At 58.6% G+C, this 21663-nt stretch carries 14 protein-coding genes and 2 pseudogenes; 13 read left to right on the forward strand and 3 right to left on the reverse strand.

The genetic code is table 11. From position 1 onward, the window contains the following. Positions 1-90: 90 nt before the first annotated feature. From AABM55_RS14510 to AABM55_RS14550, 9 genes and pseudogenes are all read left to right on the forward strand, one after another. Positions 91-1881, forward strand: a complete 1791-nt coding sequence (locus AABM55_RS14510; RefSeq protein WP_347929958.1) for an ABC transporter ATP-binding protein — start codon at positions 91-93, stop codon at positions 1879-1881. Beyond that, positions 1875-3644: an ABC transporter ATP-binding protein gene (locus tag AABM55_RS14515; RefSeq protein ID WP_347929959.1), complete on the forward strand. Its 1770-nt coding sequence runs from the start codon at positions 1875-1877 to the stop codon at positions 3642-3644. Before AABM55_RS14510 ends, AABM55_RS14515 begins: the two co-directional genes overlap by 7 nt. Beyond that, the gene (locus AABM55_RS14520) at positions 3641-4585 is read left to right on the forward strand and encodes an ABC transporter permease (RefSeq protein WP_103314546.1); all 945 of its coding nucleotides are present in this window, start codon (positions 3641-3643) and stop codon (positions 4583-4585) included. Before AABM55_RS14515 ends, AABM55_RS14520 begins: the two co-directional genes overlap by 4 nt. Next, entirely contained in the window at positions 4582-5532 is a 951-nt protein-coding gene (locus tag AABM55_RS14525) for an iron chelate uptake ABC transporter family permease subunit (protein ID WP_347929960.1), read from the forward strand. Before AABM55_RS14520 ends, AABM55_RS14525 begins: the two co-directional genes overlap by 4 nt. Further along, on the forward strand, positions 5529-6311 hold the full coding sequence (locus AABM55_RS14530) for an ATP-binding cassette domain-containing protein (protein WP_347929961.1): 783 nt from the start codon (positions 5529-5531) through the stop codon (positions 6309-6311). Before AABM55_RS14525 ends, AABM55_RS14530 begins: the two co-directional genes overlap by 4 nt. Then, positions 6308-7291: a siderophore ABC transporter substrate-binding protein gene (locus tag AABM55_RS14535; RefSeq protein ID WP_347929962.1), complete on the forward strand. Its 984-nt coding sequence runs from the start codon at positions 6308-6310 to the stop codon at positions 7289-7291. The genes AABM55_RS14530 and AABM55_RS14535 overlap by 4 nt, the downstream gene beginning before the upstream one ends. 191 nt (positions 7292-7482) lie before the next feature. Next, positions 7483-9789 (forward strand): TonB-dependent siderophore receptor, encoded by a 2307-nt coding sequence (locus AABM55_RS14540; RefSeq protein ID WP_347929963.1) that lies wholly within the window; start codon positions 7483-7485, stop codon positions 9787-9789. Positions 9790-10292: 503 nt separating this feature from the next. Beyond that, on the forward strand, positions 10293-10919 hold the full coding sequence (locus AABM55_RS14545; RefSeq protein WP_054597228.1) for a TetR/AcrR family transcriptional regulator: 627 nt from the start codon (positions 10293-10295) through the stop codon (positions 10917-10919). Between the two features lie 209 nt (positions 10920-11128). Further along, positions 11129-12387, forward strand: a pseudogene (locus AABM55_RS14550) (OmpP1/FadL family transporter). 111 nt (positions 12388-12498) lie between these two features. On the opposite strand, the gene AABM55_RS14555 reads toward AABM55_RS14550, so the two are convergent. Together AABM55_RS14555 and AABM55_RS14560 are read right to left on the reverse strand one after the other, a co-directional pair. Continuing rightward, positions 12499-13284, reverse strand: a complete 786-nt coding sequence (locus AABM55_RS14555) for an SDR family oxidoreductase (protein ID WP_347929964.1) — start codon at positions 13282-13284, stop codon at positions 12499-12501. 140 nt (positions 13285-13424) lie between these two features. Continuing rightward, on the reverse strand, positions 13425-14885 hold the full coding sequence (locus tag AABM55_RS14560) for an efflux transporter outer membrane subunit (protein WP_347929965.1): 1461 nt from the start codon (positions 14883-14885) through the stop codon (positions 13425-13427). A 219-nt stretch (positions 14886-15104) separates the two neighbouring features. Between AABM55_RS14560 and AABM55_RS14565 the strand changes: the two genes are divergently transcribed. The 3 genes and pseudogenes from AABM55_RS14565 to AABM55_RS14575 all read left to right on the forward strand — a co-directional run. After that, positions 15105-16214: an efflux RND transporter periplasmic adaptor subunit gene (locus AABM55_RS14565; protein WP_347929966.1), complete on the forward strand. Its 1110-nt coding sequence runs from the start codon at positions 15105-15107 to the stop codon at positions 16212-16214. Next, the gene (locus tag AABM55_RS14570; RefSeq protein ID WP_347929967.1) at positions 16211-19348 is read left to right on the forward strand and encodes an efflux RND transporter permease subunit; all 3138 of its coding nucleotides are present in this window, start codon (positions 16211-16213) and stop codon (positions 19346-19348) included. Before AABM55_RS14565 ends, AABM55_RS14570 begins: the two co-directional genes overlap by 4 nt. Before the next feature lie 11 nt (positions 19349-19359). Then, a pseudogene (locus AABM55_RS14575) lies at positions 19360-19877 on the forward strand (beta-ketoacyl synthase N-terminal-like domain-containing protein); the annotation flags it as partial. 141 nt (positions 19878-20018) lie between these two features. Here the strand turns inward: AABM55_RS14575 and AABM55_RS14580 are convergent. Beyond that, the gene (locus AABM55_RS14580) at positions 20019-20600 is read right to left on the reverse strand and encodes an XRE family transcriptional regulator (protein ID WP_347929968.1); all 582 of its coding nucleotides are present in this window, start codon (positions 20598-20600) and stop codon (positions 20019-20021) included. 155 nt (positions 20601-20755) lie between these two features. Here AABM55_RS14580 and AABM55_RS14585 point away from each other — a divergent pair, with 155 nt between their 5' ends. After that, complete coding sequence (locus AABM55_RS14585; protein ID WP_347930033.1) at positions 20756-21655, forward strand: DMT family transporter; 900 nt, start codon at positions 20756-20758, stop codon at positions 21653-21655. Positions 21656-21663 lie beyond the last annotated feature (8 nt).

Below are 21663 nucleotides of genomic sequence, written 5' to 3' on the forward strand. Positions count from 1 at the left end.
GAATAAAGGTACGCAACGCGCAAAACGCTCGAACACAAAGGAAGTCAGGCATGCCTTCAGGCTGTCACCAGTGGTAATTCAGGAGAGCTCATGAGTGATAAAGACAAACCCGCCGCCGGCTCGGTATCCCGGATACTGAAACCCGTACGCGGCCGGCTGATTGTCGCCGCGGTACTGGCCGCCATCGGGACCATGCTGACGATGGTGCCACTGGCCGGCATCGCCCATATCGCACAGCTCTCGATGGGGCAGGCCGAGGTCGCTACCGGCTGGGTCCAGATGCAGAGTCAGGTCTGGCAGGTTGTCAGCGTCAGCCTGGCGTGCCTGTTCCTCGGCATGACGTTGATTTCGGTGGGCGAGATGGTTGCGCACCTGGCCGACAATCACATCACCGGCCATTTGCGTCTGGCGATTACTCGTCGACTGGCCAAGGTGCCACTGGGTTGGTTTACCAGTCGGGCTTCGGGTGAAGTCAAACAGGCAATGCAGGATGACATCGGTACGCTGCACAGCCTGACTGCGCACTTCTTTACCACGCTGGGCCGTACCGTTGGTGCGATTCTCATCGCCATCCTGTACCTGTTTGCCATGGACTGGCGCATGGCGATTGTCTCCCTGCTGCCATTCCCGCTGTTTTTCCTGTTTTTCTCCAGGGCAACCAAGGCCAGTGGGGCGAACATGCAATCGTTCGGTGCCGGTATGGCACGTATCAACAACGCAGTAGTCGAGTTCGTCAACGGCATTCCCGTGGTCAAGGCCTTCGGTGTCGAGGGCAAGGCCCATGGCAGTTACCGTGAGGCGGTGGATGCCTTCGCCGAAGCGTTCACCGACTTCACCCGGCCGCTGGTCAGTGCGATGGCCAACGCCCATGCAATGGTCACCCCGGTTGCGGTACTCGGTGTGGTGCTGGCCTTTGGCACTTTGTTGGTGAGCCTGGGCTGGATCACACCGGTAGAAGTCTTGCCTTTCGCCTTGGTGGCGCCGGGCATTTGCGCGCCACTGCTGCTGTTGAGCTACATCACCCACGACCTGAACAATGCTACCGCCGCTGCCCAGCGTGTGCATGGGCTACTGGAAACGCCGGTGCTGGAAACCCTGGTGGGCGAATCCCAGCAGTTGCCTGAAAATGCCGAAATTCGCGTCGAGCAACTCGGCTATAGCTACGACGGCCAGAGCCCGGTGCTCAAGAACATTGGCTTTACCCTCAAGCCCGGCACCGTGACCGCGATTGTCGGTGCTTCCGGCTCCGGCAAGTCGACATTGGCACGCCTGCTGCTGCGCTTCTTCGATCCGACTGAAGGGCGCATTACGCTGGGCGGCGTCGACATCAGGCAGATCGAGAGCGCGCAGTTGTACCGGCGCATCGGTTTTGTGTTGCAGGAAGTACGTCTTATCCATGCCAGCCTGCGCGACAACATTGCCTTGGGCAGGCCGTCGGCCAGCCAGCAGGAAATCGAAGACGCAGCACGCACCGCGAATATTCACGAGCGCATCCTCGCCTTGCCGCGCGGTTATGACTCGGTGATCGGAGAGGATGTGCAGCTCTCCGGCGGCGAGTTGCAGCGCGTAAGTATCGCCCGCGCCGTGTTGCTGGACCCGCCGGTGCTGGTGCTTGATGAAGCCACGGCGGCAGCCGATGCCGAGAACGAGGTGAAGCTCCAGCAAGCGCTATCGCGATTCGCCCGGGGCCGCACCTTGATGGTGATCGCTCACCGGCTCGATACGGTGATGCACGCCGACCGGATCATTCTGATCGACAACGGTACGATTTGTGAGCAGGGACGTCACCACGAACTGCTCGCCCGCAAAGGCCGCTACGCCCGACTGTGGGCACTGGGCGGCTACGAACAGGCCAAGGAACAGGCGGTGCCGTCATGCTGAAAACCTTTATTCAACTGTTGGGTGAAGACGCCCCGGTACTGCGGCGCTATCTCTATATGACGCTGGTCTACGGCCTGCTCTGCGGGCTGACGATTGTCACCCTGGTGCCGATACTCACCAGCTTGCTGGGCAGTGAAACGCGCGCAGCGGGCCAATGGTTGATCGCGCTGGTGATCGGCATGGTGATTTGCTGGGCGCTACGACGCACAGTAGAGAAAGCCGGAATCCGTGTCGGCATCGCGGTTCTCCAGCGGGGCCGCCATCGGCTCGGTGACCACGTGGCGCGTTTGCCGGTGGGTTGGTTCACCGCGCAAAATACCGCGCGGCTAAGCCATGTCGCGTCCCAGGGCATGATGGAAATGGCGCAGCTTCCCGCCCACGTTTTCACGCCACTGATTACCGGCGTGATCACGCCGGTAGTGATCCTGATTGCACTGTTCGCCTTGCACTGGCAGATGGGCCTGATCGCACTGGTGACGCTGCCGATCCTCTTGGGTGTCTTTGTATTGACCGCTCGCTTGGGGCAGCGTGCCGACCAGGACTTCCAGTACAACGCTGCCCACACCAGCCAGCGCATGGTCGAGTTCGCCCAGGCGCAATCGGTGCTGCGGGCGTTCAATGGCGAGGACGGTGGTACTCAGTTTCTAGAACAGGCCATCGGGCGCCAGCAGGACTCCGCGAGACGGTTGATTCACGTCTCGGCAATGTCGGTGGTGTTCAATGCGTGGGCTGTACAGGCGAGCTTCGCCGCCTTGCTGGTGGCCGCCACGCTATGGCTGGGTGAGCTGTTGGGCGCAAGCCTGGAGGCGGGATCGGTCATCGCGGTCATTGTTTCACTGCTGCTGGTTAGCCGCTTTATCGATCCGTTGCTGGAAGTGGCCGGCTACAGCGAGGTGTTGCGTGGCGCGCGTGGCCAGTTGGGCGCCGTGCGTGAGATTTTTGCGGTCAAGCCGCTGCCTGAACCGCAAACGCCACAGGCACCCGTCGATGGGTCCGTCGAACTGCGCAACGTGAGCTTTCGTTATGCCGAGGATCAGGCTGATGTATTACATGAGGTCAGCCTGCGTATCGAACCGGGCAGCATGACCGCTCTGGTCGGCGCTTCCGGCTCGGGCAAGACCACGCTGGTGAGGCTGATCGCGCGTTTCTTCGACGTGACTCAAGGCTCTGTGATCGTCGGTGGTGTGGATGTGCGCCAGATGTCCGGCGAGCAACTGGCCGGCCAGATCAGCCAGATCTTCCAGGATGCTTACCTGTTCCAGGGCAGCATCGCCGACAACATTCGCATTGGCAAACCCGATGCCAGTGATGCCCAGGTGATGGAAACGGCACGACAAGCCGGTGTCGTGGAGATCATCGAACGACTGCCTCAAGGCCTGGATACACCCGTGGGCGAGGGCGGCGCCCGCCTGTCCGGCGGCGAACGCCAGCGGATTTCCATCGCCCGTGCGCTGATCAAGGATGCACCGATTCTGTTGGTCGATGAGGCCACTGCTGCGCTCGATGCCGAAAACCAGGCCGCTATTGCCGAGGCACTGGCACGCTTGCGTGGTACGCGTACGCTGATCGTCATCGCGCACCAGCTCTCGACGGTGGCCATGGCCGACCAGATCCTGGTGCTCGATAATGGCCAGATCAGCGAGCGAGGTTCCCACGCGCAATTGAGTGCCAAGCCAGGGCTCTACGCGCACTTTCTCGCTCAGCGCCGGGCCGCAAAGGGCTGGCGCATTGCCGGGGTGCTTGGCAGTGAGGACGATTCTTGAGTCGTGCAGCCTTGCTGAGCCTGTTTGTTGTGCTCTGTTGCCTTTCGCTGATGGTGGGAGTCAAGCAGGTCTCCTGGACAGCACTTTTCACATTTTCCGAAGATGCCTGGCTGACACTGACCGCCAGCCGCCTTCCGCGTCTCGCGGCCCTGATACTTACCGGGGTAGGGCTGGCCGTCTGCGGCGTGATCCTGCAGCAGATTGTGCGTAACCGGTTCGTCGAGCCCGCCACGTCCGGCGGGCTGGATGCGGCAAAGCTGGGCATTCTGATTTCACTGACGGTAGCCCCCGCCGCAGGGACTGTCGGCAGGATGCTGTTTGCCCTGGTGTTCTGTTTTGCCGCGAGCCTGATTTATGTCGCGATCATCCGCCGTATCAAGTTCAAGAACACGGTGATGATTCCGGTCATAGGGCTGATGTATGGCAGCGTGTTGAGCGCCGTCGCCGAGTTCTACGCCTACCGTCACAACATCTTGCAGAGCATGCAGGGCTGGATGCTCGGTGACTTCTCGAAAATCGTGCAGGGCAATTACGAGATCATCTATCTGATCCTGCCGATTGTCGTGCTCACCTACCTGTATGCGCACCGGTTTACCGTCCTGGGGATGGGTGAGGGCATGGCCAGCAGTCTGGGCTTGAACTACGCGGCCAATGCGGCGCTAGGTCTGATGCTCGTGGCGGTCACCGTTTCCGCCACGGTCATCACGGTGGGGGCGATCCCCTTTGTCGGACTGGTGATTCCCAACCTGGTGGCGCTGCACTACGGCGAAAACCTGGAGCGAACATTGCCCATCGTCGCCTTGTGCGGCGCGTCGTTGCTATTGGCCTGCGACATCCTCGGCCGCCTGCTGATCTACCCCTTCGAAGTGCCCATAGGCCTCACCGCCGGCAGTGTGGGCGGGCTGATATTTCTCGTGCTGCTGATCAGGAAGTACACATGAGGCGCGTGGCTACCCGTTATGGTCTCTGGCTGCTGGTTCTGGTGCTGGCGATCGGGTTCCTGTTGTTGGGAGCCGGCCTGGACTTCGACTACGTCATTCCCAAGCGACTGACCCGTTTGGCGGCGATGTGCATTGCCGGGGTGTGCATTGCCTATTCGTCGGTGATTTTCCAGACCATCGCCGGCAACCGAATACTGACGCCGGCGATCATGGGGTATGAGGCGATCTACCTGCTGTTCCAGGCACTGCTGATCCTGCTGCTGGGCAACCAGAGCCTGGTGTTGCTGGGGCGTGACGGTAACGTCCTGTTGTCGGTCCTGCTGATGCTCGGCTATTCATGGCTTATTCATCGGTGGCTGTTCCGTGACGGGAGCAACAACGTGTACCTGCTGCTCCTGTTGGGACTGGTACTGAGCATGGTGATGGGGACGTTTACCCAATTCATCCAGCTGAAGATCAGCCCCGGAGAATTCTCGATTTTCCAAGGGTTCAACTACGCCTCCTTCAACAAGGCGCAACCTGGGCAAGTGATCTATTCGGGCGTGCTGGTCGCGGCGGTGTGCTGCATCGCCCAACGAACCCTGCCGGTGCTCGATGTGCTTTCCCTGGGACGTGACCAGGCTATTTCCCTGGGGGTCGATTACCCGCGCAGCGTGCGACTTCAACTGGCACTTATCGCCATTTTGGTGGCGATCTCGACGAGCCTCGTCGGGCCGACGGCATTCATGGGCGTGTTCGTTGCGAACATCTCCTATGCGCTTGCCCGAACCGCTCGGCACCGGGTCACGTTGCCCATGAGTTGCGCCATCGCCATTGGCATTTTCATTGTCGCCCAATACCTGGTCGAGCAGATATTCAACTACAACACCTCCGTCAGCATTCTCATCAACCTGGTGTGTGGTGTGTATTTCCTTGCGCTGATGATTCGAACCCGAGGCACCCCATGATCGCCCTCAATCACGTTTACAAGGCCTATGGCACCCGGCACGTCCTGAGTGACGTCAGCGTCCGGTTTCCACCGGGGCAGGTCACGTCGCTGATCGGCCCAAACGGCGCGGGCAAGACCACGCTGCTGATGTTGATTGCTCGCCTGCTGGCGCCGACCCGGGGCGACGTGCTGATTGGCGGGCGGAGCATTCTGGATGTGCCCGTTCGCGACTATGCCAAGCGCGTGGCCACCTTGCGCCAGTCCCCGGATTTCAACCTGCGCCTGACCGTCGAGGAACTGGTCGCCTTCGGGCGCTTCCCCTACAGCCGTGGAGCGCTTACCGCCCAGGATCGCGAGGCAATCGATGAAGCCATCGAGTTCTTGTCTTTGCAGTCCCTGCGCCTCTCCTACATTGACGAGCTCAGCGGCGGACAACGGCAGATGGCCTTCCTGGCGATGACCATTGCCCAGCAAACGGATTACCTGTTGCTGGACGAGCCGCTCAACAACCTCGACATGAAGCATGGCGTACAGATCATGCGTGCCCTGCGTCGTTTGTGTGATGAGCAAGGCCGCACAGTGATCCTGGTGGTCCATGACATCAACTTCGCGGCCAACTATTCCGATCATATCGTTGCCATGAAAGGCGGGGGAATTCACTGCCACGGCCCGGTCGCGGAGGTGGTGACCGAGGCGCACCTGCGGGAACTGTTTGATCTGGATTTCGAAATCCTGCAGAGCGAACAAGGGTTTGTCTGCAACTACTTCAACCCATCACCTTCAAGGGAACTGATATGAGCACGGATCACGCGAACAAATTCTGTGGAGTGCTACTGGCAATGGCCGTAGCGGCCGGGCTGCAGGGCTGTGACAAACCGGCGGCAGAGGCCGCGCCGCCAGTGAGTGCGCAGGCGCACTACGAGCCGATCAAGATCGAGCATCCTCTGGGCACAACCGTGGTGAGCAAACTGCCCGAGCGCGTAGTGGCTTTCGATATGAGCGAGCTCGATACACTCGATCAGTTGGGCGCGCCGGTGGTGGGTATCGCCAAGGACTACGTCACCAGCTTTCTCGCCAAATACCGTGACGACTCGAATGTCATGGATGTCGGATCGACTATTCAGCCCAATCTCGAGCGGTTGCATGCGCTCAAGCCGGACCTGATTCTGATCTCTCCGCTCCAGGCGCAAAGCTATAAGGATCTCAGCCAGATCGCCCCGACCGTCTACGACGACGTGGACCTGACCAACAAACAAGGCAATTTCATCGGCACAGCCAAGGAGCATTTGACCCTCCTGGGCCACATCCTCGGCAAAGAAGAACTGGCCCGCCAGAAAGTCGCGGAAATGGACGCCAAGGTGGAACAGACCCGCCGTGTCACCGAAGGGCGTCCAGAGAAAGCCTTGATCGTGCTGCATAACAACGGCGCCTTCACCTCCTACGGCGTGAAGTCGCGCTACGGCTTTGTCTTCGACACCCTGGGCGTGAAACCGGCCAGCACTGACATCGAAGCCGGTTTGCATGGGCAGCCGATTTCCAATGAGTTTATCCAACAGGCCGATCCCGACATTCTTTATGTAATCGACCGAACCGCGGTGATGGAGCATCGTCCGGCACTGGACATCAAGAGCCTGGATAACCCGCTGTTGCGCAAGACCAAGGCCTGGAACAACGGCCGTGTCATCTTTGTCGATGCTCAGACCTGGTATCTGTGTACCGCTAGCGTGACCTGTCTCAATCGAATGGCTGACGAGGTGGTTCAGGGCTACAAGGGCTGATTCACGACGTATCTGGCGCACAAAGGGCTGGTCCTCTTCAGGCACCGGCCCTTTTTTGTGGTTTTCGAATGTTGCTTCGGTCATTGGGAGATCAGCACTGAGCCAGCCCCTTGGTGTGTTCTCGGTGCGGTATATGCAAATTATTATCATTTGGATTGAGGAATTGGCGTTCTGGTACGGAAACCTAATGAATGAACTTCAATTCTTCGCATCGAAAGGAATCCAGCATGTCGGAACACGGCCGCCCACACAGCGCCAATCCTGATTCATCGCAGGCTACGCAACGCGCTTTTTCGTTTACCTTGAATCGAACTTTCTCTGCCGTACACATGGCTCTGTTACTAGGGCTGACCGGGGGATCGATGGCTGTGGCTGCCGCGCCTGAGCCGTCAACACAGTCTCCGACGGGCACTGGCGAAGGTAGTCTTGTGCTGTCTGAAACGACGGTGGAGGGCACTATGGGTGCAACTGCCGACCTGCCGCCCGCCTATGCGGGAGGCCAGGTTGCCACTGGCAGTCGAGTCGGGCTGCTGGGCACCAAGGATTTTATGGAGACGCCCTTCAGCGCCATCAGCTACACCGATGAATTCGTGCGCAACCACCAGGCGAAGGACATCGGTTCGGTCATCGGCGCAACCGATCCATCGGTGAACGTTCCCTCCAAACGGGCCATCCTCGAAACCTTCTTCATTCGTGGCTTCAATACCAGCGCCAACGACATCACCTACAACGGCCTGATCGGCATGGCGCCGAACCTGCGCGGCGCGACCGAGCTGGCCGAACGCATCGAAGTGCTCAAGGGCCCGTCTGCGCTGCTGAACGGCATGCCGCCGGATGGCAGCGTCGCAGGCAGCATCAACATGGTGCCCAAGCGCGCTGGCGACGAACCCCTGACACGCCTGACGACCTCTTTTGAATCCAATGGTTTATACGGTGCGCATGCCGATGTGGGTCGGCGCTTTGGCGAGCAGAATCAGTTTGGTATCCGCTACAACGGGGCGTACCGCGACGGCGATACCGCTGTGGACGATCAGAAACAAAACATGCAGCTCAATGCGCTGGGCCTGGACTGGCGCGCCGAACGCATTCGCCTGTCGTTGGACGCCTACAAGCACCGTGAACATCTGGAGGGCGCGAACTATTTCGGGATTTTCTCGGTCAACCCCAAGGTCACCAACGTACCCCGCGCGAAGAAAGGTGATTACGCGCTGGCACCTGACTGGGCATACACCACCAACGACACCGAAACCTTTTTGCTCAGAGGCGAGGTCGATTTGAATGACTCGCTCACCGCCTTTGCGGCCTATGGGCAGAGGGACGGCGGCCGCAACGCCCTGATGACGCGCGACACGCTGGTCAACAACGCCGGTGATATCAATGTTCTGGCTTATCGCTCGGATGGGCAGGGCACCCAGAAATCGGGCGAGGTTGGCCTGAAGGGCAACTTCGACACCGGTCCCGTAGGCCACCAATGGTCGCTGGCGGCCACTCAGTACAAGTCGGAGATGAGCTTCAAGGATCTCCAGATCCCCAATTACGTGACCACCAACTACTACAACCTTGACTTTGGTCCAACGCCGCCCTTGGGCAAATTCGGTGCTGTTACCTCTCGGACCGAAGACAAGCTGGGCAGTCTGGCTTTTCTCGATACCCTTTCGTTCCTTGATGATCGCATCCAATGGACGGTGGGTGTGCGACGTCAGTCGGTGGAGAGCACTAACCTGACTCCGGCGCGGGTCAAGACCTCTCACTACGACGAGAGCCGTGTTTCACCGGCTACCGCGTTGCTGGTCAAGGTCACTGACGATGTATCGGTCTACGCGAACTACATCGAAGGTCTGTCCAAGGGGGGGACGGCTCCGACGACGGCAGCCAACCCGGGTGAAATCCTTAGCCCGATCCAGACAAAGCAGTATGAGGTGGGCGCCAAGCTTGACCTGGGTACGTTCGCCACTACGTTGGCCGTGTTCCAGATCGAAAAACCCAGCACCTTTACCGACCCGGTCACCCGTATTTTTGGCGTCAATGGTGAGCAGCGTAACCGCGGCGTGGAATGGAGCTTCTTCGGTGAGGCCCAACCAGATCTGCGTTTGATGGGCGGTGTCTCCTACACGCAGGCGGTGTTGACGAAGGCGCAGGTAGCGGCGAACGAAGGCAATCAGGTGACCGGTGTTCCGAAAATCATCGGCAAACTTGGGGTCGAGTACGATCTGGAGAGGGTCCCTGGGCTAACCCTGACCGCAGGCACGAACTACGTAGGCAGCCGCTACGTTACGGACGACCATCGGATGGAGTTGCCGTCCTACACCGTTTTCGATGTGGGCGGTCGGTACACCACCAAGGTCATGTCCAAACCTGTGACCTTACGGGCTAACGTAGAGAACCTCGCCAACCGGGCCTACTGGCTCGGCTCCTACAGTGGCGGCGACGGCAGTGGCCTGTCCGGCGGCCTGGGCGCTCCACGTACCCTTCAGCTTTCAGCATCGGTTGATTTCTGATAGTCGGCCAGCCGAGGCCTGAGAAGTATCTGTGGCGAGGGAGCTTGCTCCCGCTGGGGCGCGAAGCGGCCCTGAATTGGGCCTGCTACGCAGTCCAGCGGGAGCAAGCTGGGCCGCCAAAGTGGAAAAAGGCGACTACGCAGATCTGAAGGGCTTCAACCCGGCATCTTTAGCCGAATTGGTTTGAGCCTTATAGGGGAGTGGAGAGTGTGATGCCACAAGGTTTTAGTCTGAAGGAATCAGAGGTCTAGCCTCGGATGCTGCGAGGTGGAGATCGTAATCTGCTGTTGAGTGCGCCATGACTGTTTCAATTGAGCGAACATGTCAAGGCCACTCAACATCCGCACAAACAGGACTGCGTTGCAGTGTGGCCCGGGCATTTACACGCAGGCTACACAGTGTCGCCAGGTAATGTAGCGTTAGATTCTTCATGGTCGATTTGTGACTATATATCTTGTCGGTCACAAGTTGTCAGTCCTCGATAGGATGAGTAAGCTGTTCCCATGAATCAGCCATCAATATCTTCAGCTTCGCCCAGCCCCCGTGGCCCAGCCGATCACGACATTCGAGACCAGATTGTCGCGGCGGCCAACGAACACTTCAGTCAATACGGCTACGGCAAAACCACGGTTTCCGACCTGGCTAGGGCCATCGGGTTTTCCAAGGCCTACATCTACAAATTTTTTGATTCCAAGCAGGCGATCGGTGAAGCCATCTGCGCAAATTGTCTGGCAGAAATCGTCGCGGCTGTGGAGCAAGCGATCAATATAGAAGACCTGTCGCCGACGGAGCGCTTTCGACGATTGGTCAAAACTGTGATCGCCACAGGTGTGAATCTGTTCTTTAACGACCGAAAACTCTATGACATTGCAGCATTCGCGGCGTCGGAAAGCTGGCCCAGTACGCAGGCTTATGACGCACAGATCAAACGCTTCGTGTTGCAAATCGTGCGGGAGGGGCGAGAGATCGGCGAATTTGAACGCAAGACTCCCCTGGACGAAACAGTAGAAGCGATACATCTGGCTTTGCGGCCTTTCGTCAATCCTTTACTCCTGCAGTACAACCTCGATTATGTCGAGGAGGCGCCCACGCTCACCTCCAACCTCATTTTGCGTAGCCTCATGCCTTGACCTTCGGCTAACGGTTTACGTCATGCCTGTGTAAGCGACACATCACCAAAACGGCTTTTCACTTTGCCCTTCTTCCAGTCGTCGAAGGGCATTTCATTTATTCGCATTGTGACCGTTGACTGAATTGGTCACATGAATAAATATGGTGAGCCATTGCTTCTACTGCTTCATCTCAGTGATCCCCATAGAGTTCAAACAATGAAAAAATAGTGCTCAAGAGCCCATTTGGCCTCGCTGTCGTGCTCGCATCTTCAAATGTGTTTGCAAGCGGTTTCGCTCTCAATGAACAAAGCGTCAGCGGGATGGGGGCCGGGTTTGCCGGGCGCTCCTCATCCGCTGAAGATGCGAGCACGGTCTTCGGTAATCCGGCGGGCATGTCTCGATTGAAAAGAGAGCAGGTCAGCGTGGGCGCGGCGACTCTATTCGCGAAGACCGACATAAGCCAAACCCGCAGTACATTCGGAGGCCAGGAAGACGCGACATGGTGCCAACCACCACAGTGCCTATGGGTTACTACGTCAAACCCATCGATGAGCATTGGGCGTTCGGTGTAGGCTTTTATGTACCTTTCGGTCTGATGACTGACTACGGCAGCGATTTTGCCGGGCGTTACTACGCCAACAAAAGTGAGGTCACGACGCTTACGTTCCAGCCCACTATCAGCTATGCCTTTAACGACAAAGTTTCGATCGGGTTCGGTCCGACTATCAACCGCATCACCGGTGAGCTGTCCGGGATGGTGCCCAATCCACTGAGCCCAGGTCGCAATGACGGAAAACTCAAAAGCACGGGCGATGACACGGCCCTCGGTTTCAACGCCGGTATCCTGGTGCAGGCTACAGACCAAACTCGCTTGGGCATGACTTACCATTCCAAGGTCAGTTACCACTTGGACGCCAAGACCAAGGTCACCGACGGCATCTTTAGCGTGTTGGGGGTCAGCGGTCGGAGTTATGACGCTTCGCTGGATGTGGATACCCCAGAGTCAGTGGATTTCTCGGTGACTCATCAGCTCAATAATGACTGGACTCTATATTTGGGGAGTACCTGGACACGCTGGAGTCGCTTTAAAGAATTAACCATCGAGAACACGGGTTTACCCCCTTTGTTGAGCGGCTCACTGGGCACTATTACCGAAGAACAGAACTGGCATGATACGTGGGCTCACGCTATCGGCACGGCGTACAAATTGAACAGCCAATGGGTACTTCGCGCAGGCTTCTCGGTCGACCAGTCGCCCACCAACAACACCAACCGAGGACCACGTATTCCCACGGGCGACCGGAAGGTTATCAGCTTCGGTGCTGGCTGGACTCCGGCGGACAATGTCACGATCGATGTTGCTTATTCCTACCTATGGGAGGAGAGCGTGCAGATCAACGACGCCTCCGCGAACAGAGGTGCATACAGTGCCAAATTCAAGAACAGTGCGAACGGGCTCGGTACGTCCGTTAGTTACCGCTTCTAATTGAGTGCTGTTACACGATAAATGTCCTGTCGGGAGCATGCGTTGCCTCCCGACCTTTAAGAACATATCTCGGGCCTTTCCCCTGAGGTAAAAGGCCCCTTTGTCGCCCCCTCAGACTCCCATCACCTGCGCCATAAGGCTCTGATGAAACCGACGAGGCGTGGCCCAAGTCAAGACAGTAATGGCCTTGTTGCCAAAACCCGGCACCACACTCATGCGTCCGGCTTGCAGTGCACGGATTCCTGCACGCACGACGGGTTGAGGCTGCATCATCACCATTTTTAAGGCCGGTGTGATCCGTTGCTTGGCGCTTTCTGCAAATCCGGTATCCGACATTCCTGGGCAGAGTGCGGTAACGACGACGCCGTCTTTTTTCAGTTCGCGATGAAGCGCATCAGAGAAGCGAAGAACATAGGCTTTCGCGGCAGAGTAAACGGCGAAATTCTTCACGCCCTGGAAGGACAGCAAGCTGGCGACCATCAGGATGTGCCCACGTTTGCGGGCTCGCATGTCGGCCGCGAAAAGGCGTGTCAGCCCTGTCAGGCTGGCGATATCCAAATCAATCATGGTCAGAGACTCATCCAGAGATTGATCCAGGAAAGGCCCCTGCAATCCATGACCCGCATTGTTGATGAGCACATCGATCACTATATTGCGTTCGCTGAGTCGCTCATGCAGTTCGATGATCGCAGGGATCGAGGACAGGTCTACTTGTTCGACGATCACATCAACGCCGAAGCGTTCGCGCAACTGCGCCGATAGTGCTTCGAGCTTGCTCAGTCTTCTTGCTACCAGAACGAGCGATTTTCCCTGTGCTGCATATTGCCGGGCAAACTCCTCGCCAAATCCGCTTGATGCTCCGGTGATGAGCACCCAGGAATTCTCGTTCGACTTCATTTCGCTGTACTCCGGTTGGTTTCTATTGAGCAATTGGCTACTGACCGCGTCAGTCGGTGAACGAACCCGCGCTCGGATTGGGTAGTAGCTGAAAGAGGAGGGGTAGGTGCGTGCATCAAGTGCTACGTCACCTGGTTAAATCATCGTGTCGCAACAGGCTGGGCTTCAGGAGGCTGCCAGCCACCACCGAGCGCCTTGAATGCCGCGACCGCCGCCCGTGCCGATTCCGTTCGTGCTTGTGCCCGGGCATCGGAAGCCTGCAGCATCGTCTCGTCGGCGTGCAGGACGTCGATCAGGCTGGCCGTGCCTTTCTCATAGGCAATGAACGACGATTGGCGAGCCTGTGTCAGAGACGCCTCTCCCCCGGTGAGGGTGGTTGCTTGAGCTTCCCGATTCACCAGTGAGGAGAGCGCGTTCTCCACATCCTCGGTGGCGCGCAGCACAGACTGACGGTAAGCGGCCAGGGTTTCGGCTTCCTGTCCCTTGGCTTGGTCGATTTGGGCGTTTATGCGACCAAAATCGAAGAGCCTCCAGCGCAATCCCAATACGCCCGCCGACTGGCTGGCGCCGCCAGTAAAAAGGTTGCCTGCGGATACAGCCGTGGCACTGCCCAGCAATGCGTTAAGGGAGAATTTCGGGTAGTACTCGGCAATCGCCTCCCCGATGCGTGCGTTTGAGGCCGCAAGACGGCGCTCAGCCACAATGAGGTCTGGCCTGCGGCGCAGCAAATCGGCCGGCGTTCCCATCGCCTTTAATTGCGGCGCTACAGGAATGCTCCCCGCACTTGCCAGTTGTGTGCGGTGAGTGCCTGGCGGCGTGCCGAGCATGACATCCAGCGCATTCATGGCAGCATCCAGACCGGTCTGCAGGACCGGCACTGTCGCTTGGACCTGCGATAGCGCTCCCTCGGCCTGGCGAACCTGATAGTTGGCGGCGAGCCCCTTGCTGTAGAGCATTTGGACTTTCTCTAGTAGCTCCTGCTGTGTTTTGACTTGTCGGTTCGCAATGTCCAGCCGGGTCTGCAGTCCGCGGATAGTGATGTAGATATCAGCGGTCTGCGCGGCGATGGCCAATCGTGTGGCAGCGACGCCCGCCTGGGACGCCTGGTACTCGGCCAGAGCAGCCTCGCGTCCGCGGCGCAATCCGCCAAAGACATCTACCTCCCAGCTGGCATCGAGGTTGGCCTCGTAGGAACTTCCGTACCGATCATAGCCAGGCGTTGAGTTCAACACCTGGCCGAGCGGCGTCTCGATTGACTGGTAGGAGCGCGCGGCCTGTCCGCTGATGTTCCCCGAGGGCAGTAAAGCGGCATTTGCGACGCCCAGTCCGGCCCGTGCCTGCGTGACTCGCGCCGACGCCTGCGCCAGATCCAGGTTCTGCTCAAGTGCCTTGGAGACGAAGTCGGCTAACAGTGGATCACCAAAGCCTTCCCACCAGGCGACAAGACCGGCCGGCGTCGCCCCTGGCCTCTGTTCGACAGAAGACTGCCCCAGGTAATGGTCCGAAAGTGGGGCGTCCGGACGGTGATAGTCCGGACCGACCGCGCAACCTGTCATCAAGCTGGCACTCACCAAGAGAGCAACGGGACGGAGGGTAGGCATTGAGGTTCCTTCAATTGAGGATGTTTGTGACCATATTACGTTATGGTCACTTTCTGTCAATCGACACTCTTTGGGCTAAGCTCCAGGTTGGCCAACAGATTACGGCGATACTAGTGCTGAGATTAAGGGGCTCGGTATTTCATAATATGTGACCATTGACAGATATGGTCACCAGACTGAGAATATGACGCCTGTCCTATTTTTTAAGTAAGGGAACCTATGCGCCGGCTTCGACCTGTCCCCATTGCCGCTTGCTTGTTGCCTCTCGTCCTGACGGCGTGTGGCGACTCATCCACCGTTGAAGATCCACGCACGCAGGCCCCTTTGGTGAGGTCTTCTGCGGTTCAGGCTTCGTCCGACGTCTCACGTTCTTTCACGGGTGTCGTGGCTGCCCGCGTCCAGGGCGATCTGGGTTTTCGGGTATCAGGCAAGGTGCTTGAACGTCTGGTTGACACTGGTCAGACCGTTAAACGTGGGCAGCCACTCATGCGCCTTGACCCAATCGACCTGGGGTTGCAGGCGCGAGCACAGCAAGAGTCAGTCATAGCCGCTCGGGCCCGAGCCAAGCAGACTGCAGATGACGAGGCGCGATATCGCGACCTGGTCGCCGCAGGTGCTATTTCTGCATCGGCCTATGACCAGATCAAAGCCGCAGCGGATACCGCAAAAGCGCAGCTCAGCGCTGCTGAAGCGCAGGCTGACGTTGCCCGCAATGCTTCTGGTTATGCGGTGCTGTTTGCGGATTCCGACGGCGTAGTGGTGGAGACGCTCGCCGAGCCCGGACAAGTTGTCAGCCCGGGACAGCCCGTGGTTCGACTGGCGCGGGCAGGGCAACGCGAAGCCATCGTGCATCTGCCCGAGACGCTACGCCCCACAGCAGGATCCACTGCGCAGGCGACGCTTTATGGCAATACCACGGGTGCAGTTACAGCGAAGCTGAGGCTGCTTTCTGACTCGGCCGACCGTATGACGCGCACCTTCGAGGCGCGGTATGTGCTTGAGGGCGCACTGGCCAATGCACCGCTAGGTTCGACCGTCACACTTCGGATCGCTGAAAGCACCACGCAAGGGCAGGGGCTGCAAGTACCGATCGCTGCCGTTTATGACCCAGGCCAAGGCACTGGCGTGTGGGTCATCGCCGGTACACCGGCGAAAGTGACTTGGCGATCTGTTCAGGTCCTGGGCTTGAGCGACGACGCAGCGCGAGTCGCAGGCGATCTCAAGGTCGGCGAGCAGATTGTAGCGTTAGGCGCGCATCTGCTGCGCGATGGTGAGGAGGTGAGACTGGCTCAACCGGGTGACGTCAAGGTTGCCGGGAGTCATCCATGAGCGAGGGGCGCTTCAATCTTTCCGCGATCGCCGTTCGTGAGCGCTCCATCACGGTGTTTCTGATCTTCCTGATCGCCGTTGCGGGCATCCTGTCCTTCTTCCAACTGGGGCGTGCGGAAGATCCTCCGTTTACGGTCAAGCAATTGACGGTCATTACCGCGTGGCCGGGCGCCACGGCGCAGGAGATGCAGGATCAGGTAGCAGAGCCACTTGAAAAACGCCTGCAAGAACTGAAATGGTACGACCGCACGGAAACTTACACCCGTCCAGGCCTCGCTTTCACGATGGTGTCACTGCGCGATAGCACGCCGCCCTCGCAAGTGCAGGAGGAGTTCTATCAGGCGCGTAAAAAGCTCGACGATGAGGCCCGGAAGCTGCCGGCGGGTGTCATCGGGCCAATGGTCAACGACGAGTTTTCGGACGTGACATTTGCACTGTTCGCCCTGAAAGCCAAAGGCGAACCGCAGCGACTGTTGGTGCGTGATGCAGAGTCGTTGCGCCAACAACTGTTGCATGTGCCGGGCGTGAAGAAGGTCAACATTATTGGTGAGCAACCCGAGCGCATCTTTGTTTCCTTTTCCCATGATCGGCTGGCCACCTTGGGCGTATCGCCTCAGGACATCTTTGCCGCGCTGAACAATCAGAACGTGCTCACGCCTGCCGGTTCGATCGAAAGCAACGGGCCACAAGTCTTCCTCCGGCTGGATGGCGCCTTCGATAAGGTGCAAAAGATTCGTGACACACCCATTGCGGTTCAGGGGCGGACGCTGAAGCTCTCGGACGTGGCGACGATCGAACGTGGTTATGAAGATCCGGCAACCTTTCTCGTGCGTAATAACGGTGAAGAGGCCTTGTTGCTGGGGATCGTGATGCGTGAGGGCTGGAACGGTCTTGACCTCGGCAAGGCGCTGGACGCGGAGACGGTCAAGATAAATGAAGGCATGCCTTTGGGCATGACGCTCTCCAAGGTCACCGATCAATCTGTAAATATCAGTTCGGCCGTCGGCGAGTTCATGGTCAAGTTTTTCGTCGCGCTGCTTGTGGTGATGCTCGTCTGCTTTCTCAGCATGGGCTGGCGTGTAGGCGTTGTGGTCGCTGCGGCTGTGCCGTTGACGTTGGCTGTGGTGTTTGTGGTGATGGCGGCCACTGGAAAGAACTTTGACCGTATCACCCTTGGCTCGTTGATTCTGGCGCTCGGACTGTTGGTGGACGACGCCATCATTGCTATCGAAATGATGGTGGTGAAAATGGAGGAGGGCTACGACCGCATCAAAGCTTCCGCGTATGCCTGGAGTCATACAGCCGCACCGATGCTTTCCGGTACGCTGGTGACGGCTATCGGCTTTATGCCCAACGGCTTCGCGCAGTCGACAGCCGGCGAGTACACCAGCAACATGTTCTGGATCGTGGGCATCGCCCTGATTGCCTCCTGGGTGGTTGCGGTGGCCTTTACCCCGTACCTGGGTGTGAAGATGTTGCCGAACATCAAGAAGGTGGAGGGTGGTCATGCGGCCATCTACAACACCCGAAATTACAACCACTTCCGCCAGGTGTTGACGCGTGTCATCGCTCGCAAATGGCTGGTAGCCGGTACTGTTATCGCAATGTTTGGCGTGGCGATTCTCGGCATGAGCCTGGTCAAGAAACAGTTCTTCCCTACCTCGGACCGTCCAGAGGTATTGATTGAAGTGCAAATGCCTTATGGAACCTCCATTGAACAGACCAGCGCCACTACCGCCAAGATAGAGGCTTGGCTGCAAAAGCAGGATGAGGCAAAAATCGTCACCGCTTATATCGGGCAAGGAGCGCCGCGTTTCTATCTGGCGATGGCGCCGGAACTCCCCGATCCGTCTTTTGCGAAGATTGTGGTGCTGACGGACAGCCAGGAGGAGCGCGAGGCCCTCAAGTTCCGTCTCCGCGAGGCCGCTGCCGAGGGACTTGCCCCAGAAGCGCGTGTCAGGGTGACTCAGCTTGTGTTTGGTCCGTATTCGCCGTTCCCTGTTGCCTATCGGGTGATGGGGTCTGATCCGTCGAAATTGCGCGAGATCGCGGGCCAGGTACAGGACGTGATGCAATCGAGCTCGATGATGAGAACCGTCAACACTGACTGGGGGCCACTGACGCCGACGCTGCATTTGGCTCTGGATCAGGATCGCTTGGAGGCGGTGGGGTTGACGTCAAACTCAGTCGCGCAGCAACTGCAGTTCCTGTTGGCCGGAGTACCGATCACCGCAGTTCGTGAGGACATTCGTTCGGTGCAGGTGGTTGGTCGCGCAGCGGGTGATATCCGGCTCGATCCCGCCAAGATAGAAGGTTTTACTCTGGTAGGCACGGCAGGTCAGCGGATCCCGCTGTCTCAGGTGGGAGAGGTCGATGTTCGTATGGAGGATCCGATCCTCCGACGTCGTGATCGCACGCCGACCATTACCGTGCGCGGTGACATTGCCGAAGGCCTGCAGCCACCGGACGTCTCGAGCGTGATCATGAAAGAGCTGCAGCCGGTCATCGACAAGCTGCCTGACGGGTACCGGATCGAGCAGGCGGGTGCAATCGAGGAGTCGGGCAAAGCCGGTAAAGCGATGTTGCCGTTGTTCCCGATCATGATTGCCATGACGCTACTGGTCATTATTGTGCAGGTACGTTCGATCTCGGCGATGATCATGGTGTTCCTCACCTCGCCACTGGGGTTGATTGGTGTGGTGCCGACACTGCTTATCTTCCAGCAGCCGTTTGGTATCAACGCTCTGGTAGGTCTAATCGCCCTTTCAGGCATTTTGATGCGCAATACGCTGATTCTGATTGGCCAAATCCATCACAACGCGCAAGAAGGGCTGGATCCGTTTCACGCGGTGGTCGAAGCTACGGTCCAACGTGCCCGCCCGGTACTGCTGACAGCGCTGGCGGCAATCCTGGCGTTCATTCCCCTGACACACTCCGTCTTCTGGGGGACGCTGGCCTACACGTTGATCGGAGGCACGTTCATCGGAACCATCATGACGCTGGTGTTCCTGCCAGCGATGTACTCCATCTGGTTCAAGATCCGTCCTGACAATAAGGGTCAACTGAACAGCGAAACTGACGTAGCACGCGAGCCTGGAGGAGAAGACGCCACCCGTCCTCTCGCCGTTCTTTAGCCGGGGGGGCAGGCGTTACAGTAGGCGGTCAGGTGCCCTCACTGGAGGAGTGATGCCATCGCGGGTTACGACCCGGAGCGCATCATTTCGGCCAAGGACCGCAAGAAAGATGGATCGCTTCATCGAGTTTGCACTTGTGGCCGCGCACGAAGCTCTGGTGCAGGCAGGCTGGCATCCGACTGATGTCGCAGACCAGGAGCGTACCGCCACGATCATTGCATCGGGCGTAGGTGGTTTTGGCGCGATTGCCGACGCTGTACGTACCACCGATGCGCGTGGTCCTCGCCGATTGTCGCCGTTCACTGCACCGTCTTTCCTCGCCAACATGGCGGCCGGGCACGTTTCCATCCGGTACGGTTTCAAAGGGCCGCTCGGCGCGCCCGTAACGGTCTGTGCTGCAGGGGTACAGGCTATCGGCGATGCGGCCAGACTCATCAGAAGTGGTGAGGCGGATATTGCCATATGCGGCGATACCGAAGCAGCGATAGACCGAGTGACCCTGGGTTGTTTTGCTGCGGCTCGTGCGCTATGGCGCCAGAATTCCATTAGGGTTCTAATGGTTTCTGTTAACCCCACATTGGAGCCAGGGGCGTCGTGCGTAGCTGTCAGGGCGCCTAGAAACTCAGGGCGATTCAAGACGCGGGCACCCGCCGTGTCGATGGCACCTGCCTCAGGAATGCTCTATCACCATCACCGCAGTGGTGTCCGCTTCGAGTGCTTCGAACACGTGAGGCACATTAGCCAGGTAGCTGATGTAGTCGCCAGCGTTCAGCAATACAGGTCCAGTCGCCGGGCCGATATGGGCACTGCCACTGCACAGCACCACGTGCTCTACGGTGCCCAGTGGGTGGGGCTGAGATAGCCGGACTTCGCCGGGCTGCACTTTGAGCCGGTAGATATCGCGTTGTACTCCCGCCGGGCAATCGGCAAGCAGTGTCGCTGCATAATTGGCAGTCTCGGCATAGGTCGTCATGCCCTCGTTGGCGCGAATCACCCGCAGGGTCTGCTGGGGTTGCTCGAAGAATCGGGTGACTTGCAAGCCCATTGCCATCGCCAGCGACCACAAGGTTTCGATGCTGGGGTTACCGATTCCCGACTCCAATTGAGACAAGGTCGACTTCGCCACCCCGGCGCGCTTCGCCAGCTCGGTCAAGGAAAGCCCGGCGGCCAGGCGCTCGCGTTTGATTGAAAGGGCCAGCAGATCGATTCGGCTCGGGTTATTTATCGGTAGGGTGTTCGTTATACCGGTCATGTGTTTTGTAAATCATCCTGAAATGGGTTGACGCTCCCAGGCGCCCTGTTCAGTATAGCGGTCATTAGTTCATTATAAAGTTCGATTTGTCGAACCAACCCCCACGAATGGCGGTTTAGGTTACGGCAATGCCGGTAGCAAGGAAGCAGTGAGTGATGAAGTCGCAAACCCGTGGGACGCTCGAAATGATTTCGGCCATGATGATCTCCGGAACGGTGGGCTGGTTCGTCATCATGTCGGGGCAGAGCCCGGAGGCCGTGGTGTTCTGGCGTTGCTTGTTCGGCGCCATGGCGATGCTGGTTGCGTGCCTGGTGCCCGGGGTGCTTAGCCGCTCCCGGATCAACGCCCGGCAGTTCATTCTGGTGTGCCTGGGCGGGGTGGCGCTGATTCTCAACTGGGTGCTGTTGTTCAGTGCCTACAAACATTCCTCTATCGCCATTGCGACGGTGGTCTACCACGTTCAGCCGTTCATGCTGGTCGGTCTGGGTGTGCTGTTCTTCGCCGAGCGCCTCAGCGCCGCCAAGGTCGGCTGGTTGCTGTTGGCCTTCGCCGGTCTGATGCTGATCGTGTCCGCCAAAGGCAGTGGGCAGGCCACCGGTGCCGACTACCTGCTGGGCGTCTGCCTGGCCCTGGCTTCAGCCTTCTTCTACGCTGTGGCGGCAGCGATCACCAAGCGCCTCAAGGATTTACCCGCGCACCTGATCGTGCTGATTCAGATGGTGGTAGGCGTGCTGATCCTGGCACCGTTCGTGGACTTCACCAGGGTCGACACGGTCGAGAGCGCCTGGACTTACCTGATCATTATCGGCGTGGTCCATACCGGGCTCATGTCGACCCTGCTGTACAGCGCCATCCAGAAAATCCCCACGGCGCTGGTCGGGGCACTGTCGTTCATCTATCCGATCGTCGCCATCCTGGTCGACTGGGTTGCCTTCGCCCACCCGCTCGGCGTCCTGCAAGTGACTGGTGCGAGCGCCATCCTGCTGGCGGCTGCGGGCATGAACTTCGGTTGGTCGCTGGGCCGCGTCCCGCCTCAGATAATTGACAATCAGTAAATTTCCAG

Origin of the sequence: Pseudomonas helvetica, from assembly GCF_039908645.1 — a bacterium.
GTDB classification, from domain to species: domain Bacteria; phylum Pseudomonadota; class Gammaproteobacteria; order Pseudomonadales; family Pseudomonadaceae; genus Aquipseudomonas; species Aquipseudomonas helvetica.

Coding starts and splice junctions, on each gene's coding strand:
- AABM55_RS14510 (WP_347929958.1), top strand. CDS start 91: ATGAGTGATAAAGACAAACCCGCCGCCGGCTCGGTATCCCGGATACTG.
- AABM55_RS14515 (WP_347929959.1), top strand. CDS start 1,875: ATGCTGAAAACCTTTATTCAACTGTTGGGTGAAGACGCCCCGGTACTG.
- AABM55_RS14525 (WP_347929960.1), top strand. CDS start 4,582: ATGAGGCGCGTGGCTACCCGTTATGGTCTCTGGCTGCTGGTTCTGGTG.
- AABM55_RS14530 (WP_347929961.1), top strand. CDS start 5,529: ATGATCGCCCTCAATCACGTTTACAAGGCCTATGGCACCCGGCACGTC.
- AABM55_RS14535 (WP_347929962.1), top strand. CDS start 6,308: ATGAGCACGGATCACGCGAACAAATTCTGTGGAGTGCTACTGGCAATG.
- AABM55_RS14540 (WP_347929963.1), top strand. CDS start 7,483: ATGAACTTCAATTCTTCGCATCGAAAGGAATCCAGCATGTCGGAACAC.
- AABM55_RS14545 (WP_054597228.1), top strand. CDS start 10,293: ATGAATCAGCCATCAATATCTTCAGCTTCGCCCAGCCCCCGTGGCCCA.
- AABM55_RS14555 (WP_347929964.1), bottom strand. CDS start 13,284: ATGAAGTCGAACGAGAATTCCTGGGTGCTCATCACCGGAGCATCAAGC.
- AABM55_RS14560 (WP_347929965.1), bottom strand. CDS start 14,885: ATGCCTACCCTCCGTCCCGTTGCTCTCTTGGTGAGTGCCAGCTTGATG.
- AABM55_RS14565 (WP_347929966.1), top strand. CDS start 15,105: ATGCGCCGGCTTCGACCTGTCCCCATTGCCGCTTGCTTGTTGCCTCTC.
- AABM55_RS14570 (WP_347929967.1), top strand. CDS start 16,211: ATGAGCGAGGGGCGCTTCAATCTTTCCGCGATCGCCGTTCGTGAGCGC.
- AABM55_RS14580 (WP_347929968.1), bottom strand. CDS start 20,600: ATGACCGGTATAACGAACACCCTACCGATAAATAACCCGAGCCGAATC.
- AABM55_RS14585 (WP_347930033.1), top strand. CDS start 20,756: ATGAAGTCGCAAACCCGTGGGACGCTCGAAATGATTTCGGCCATGATG.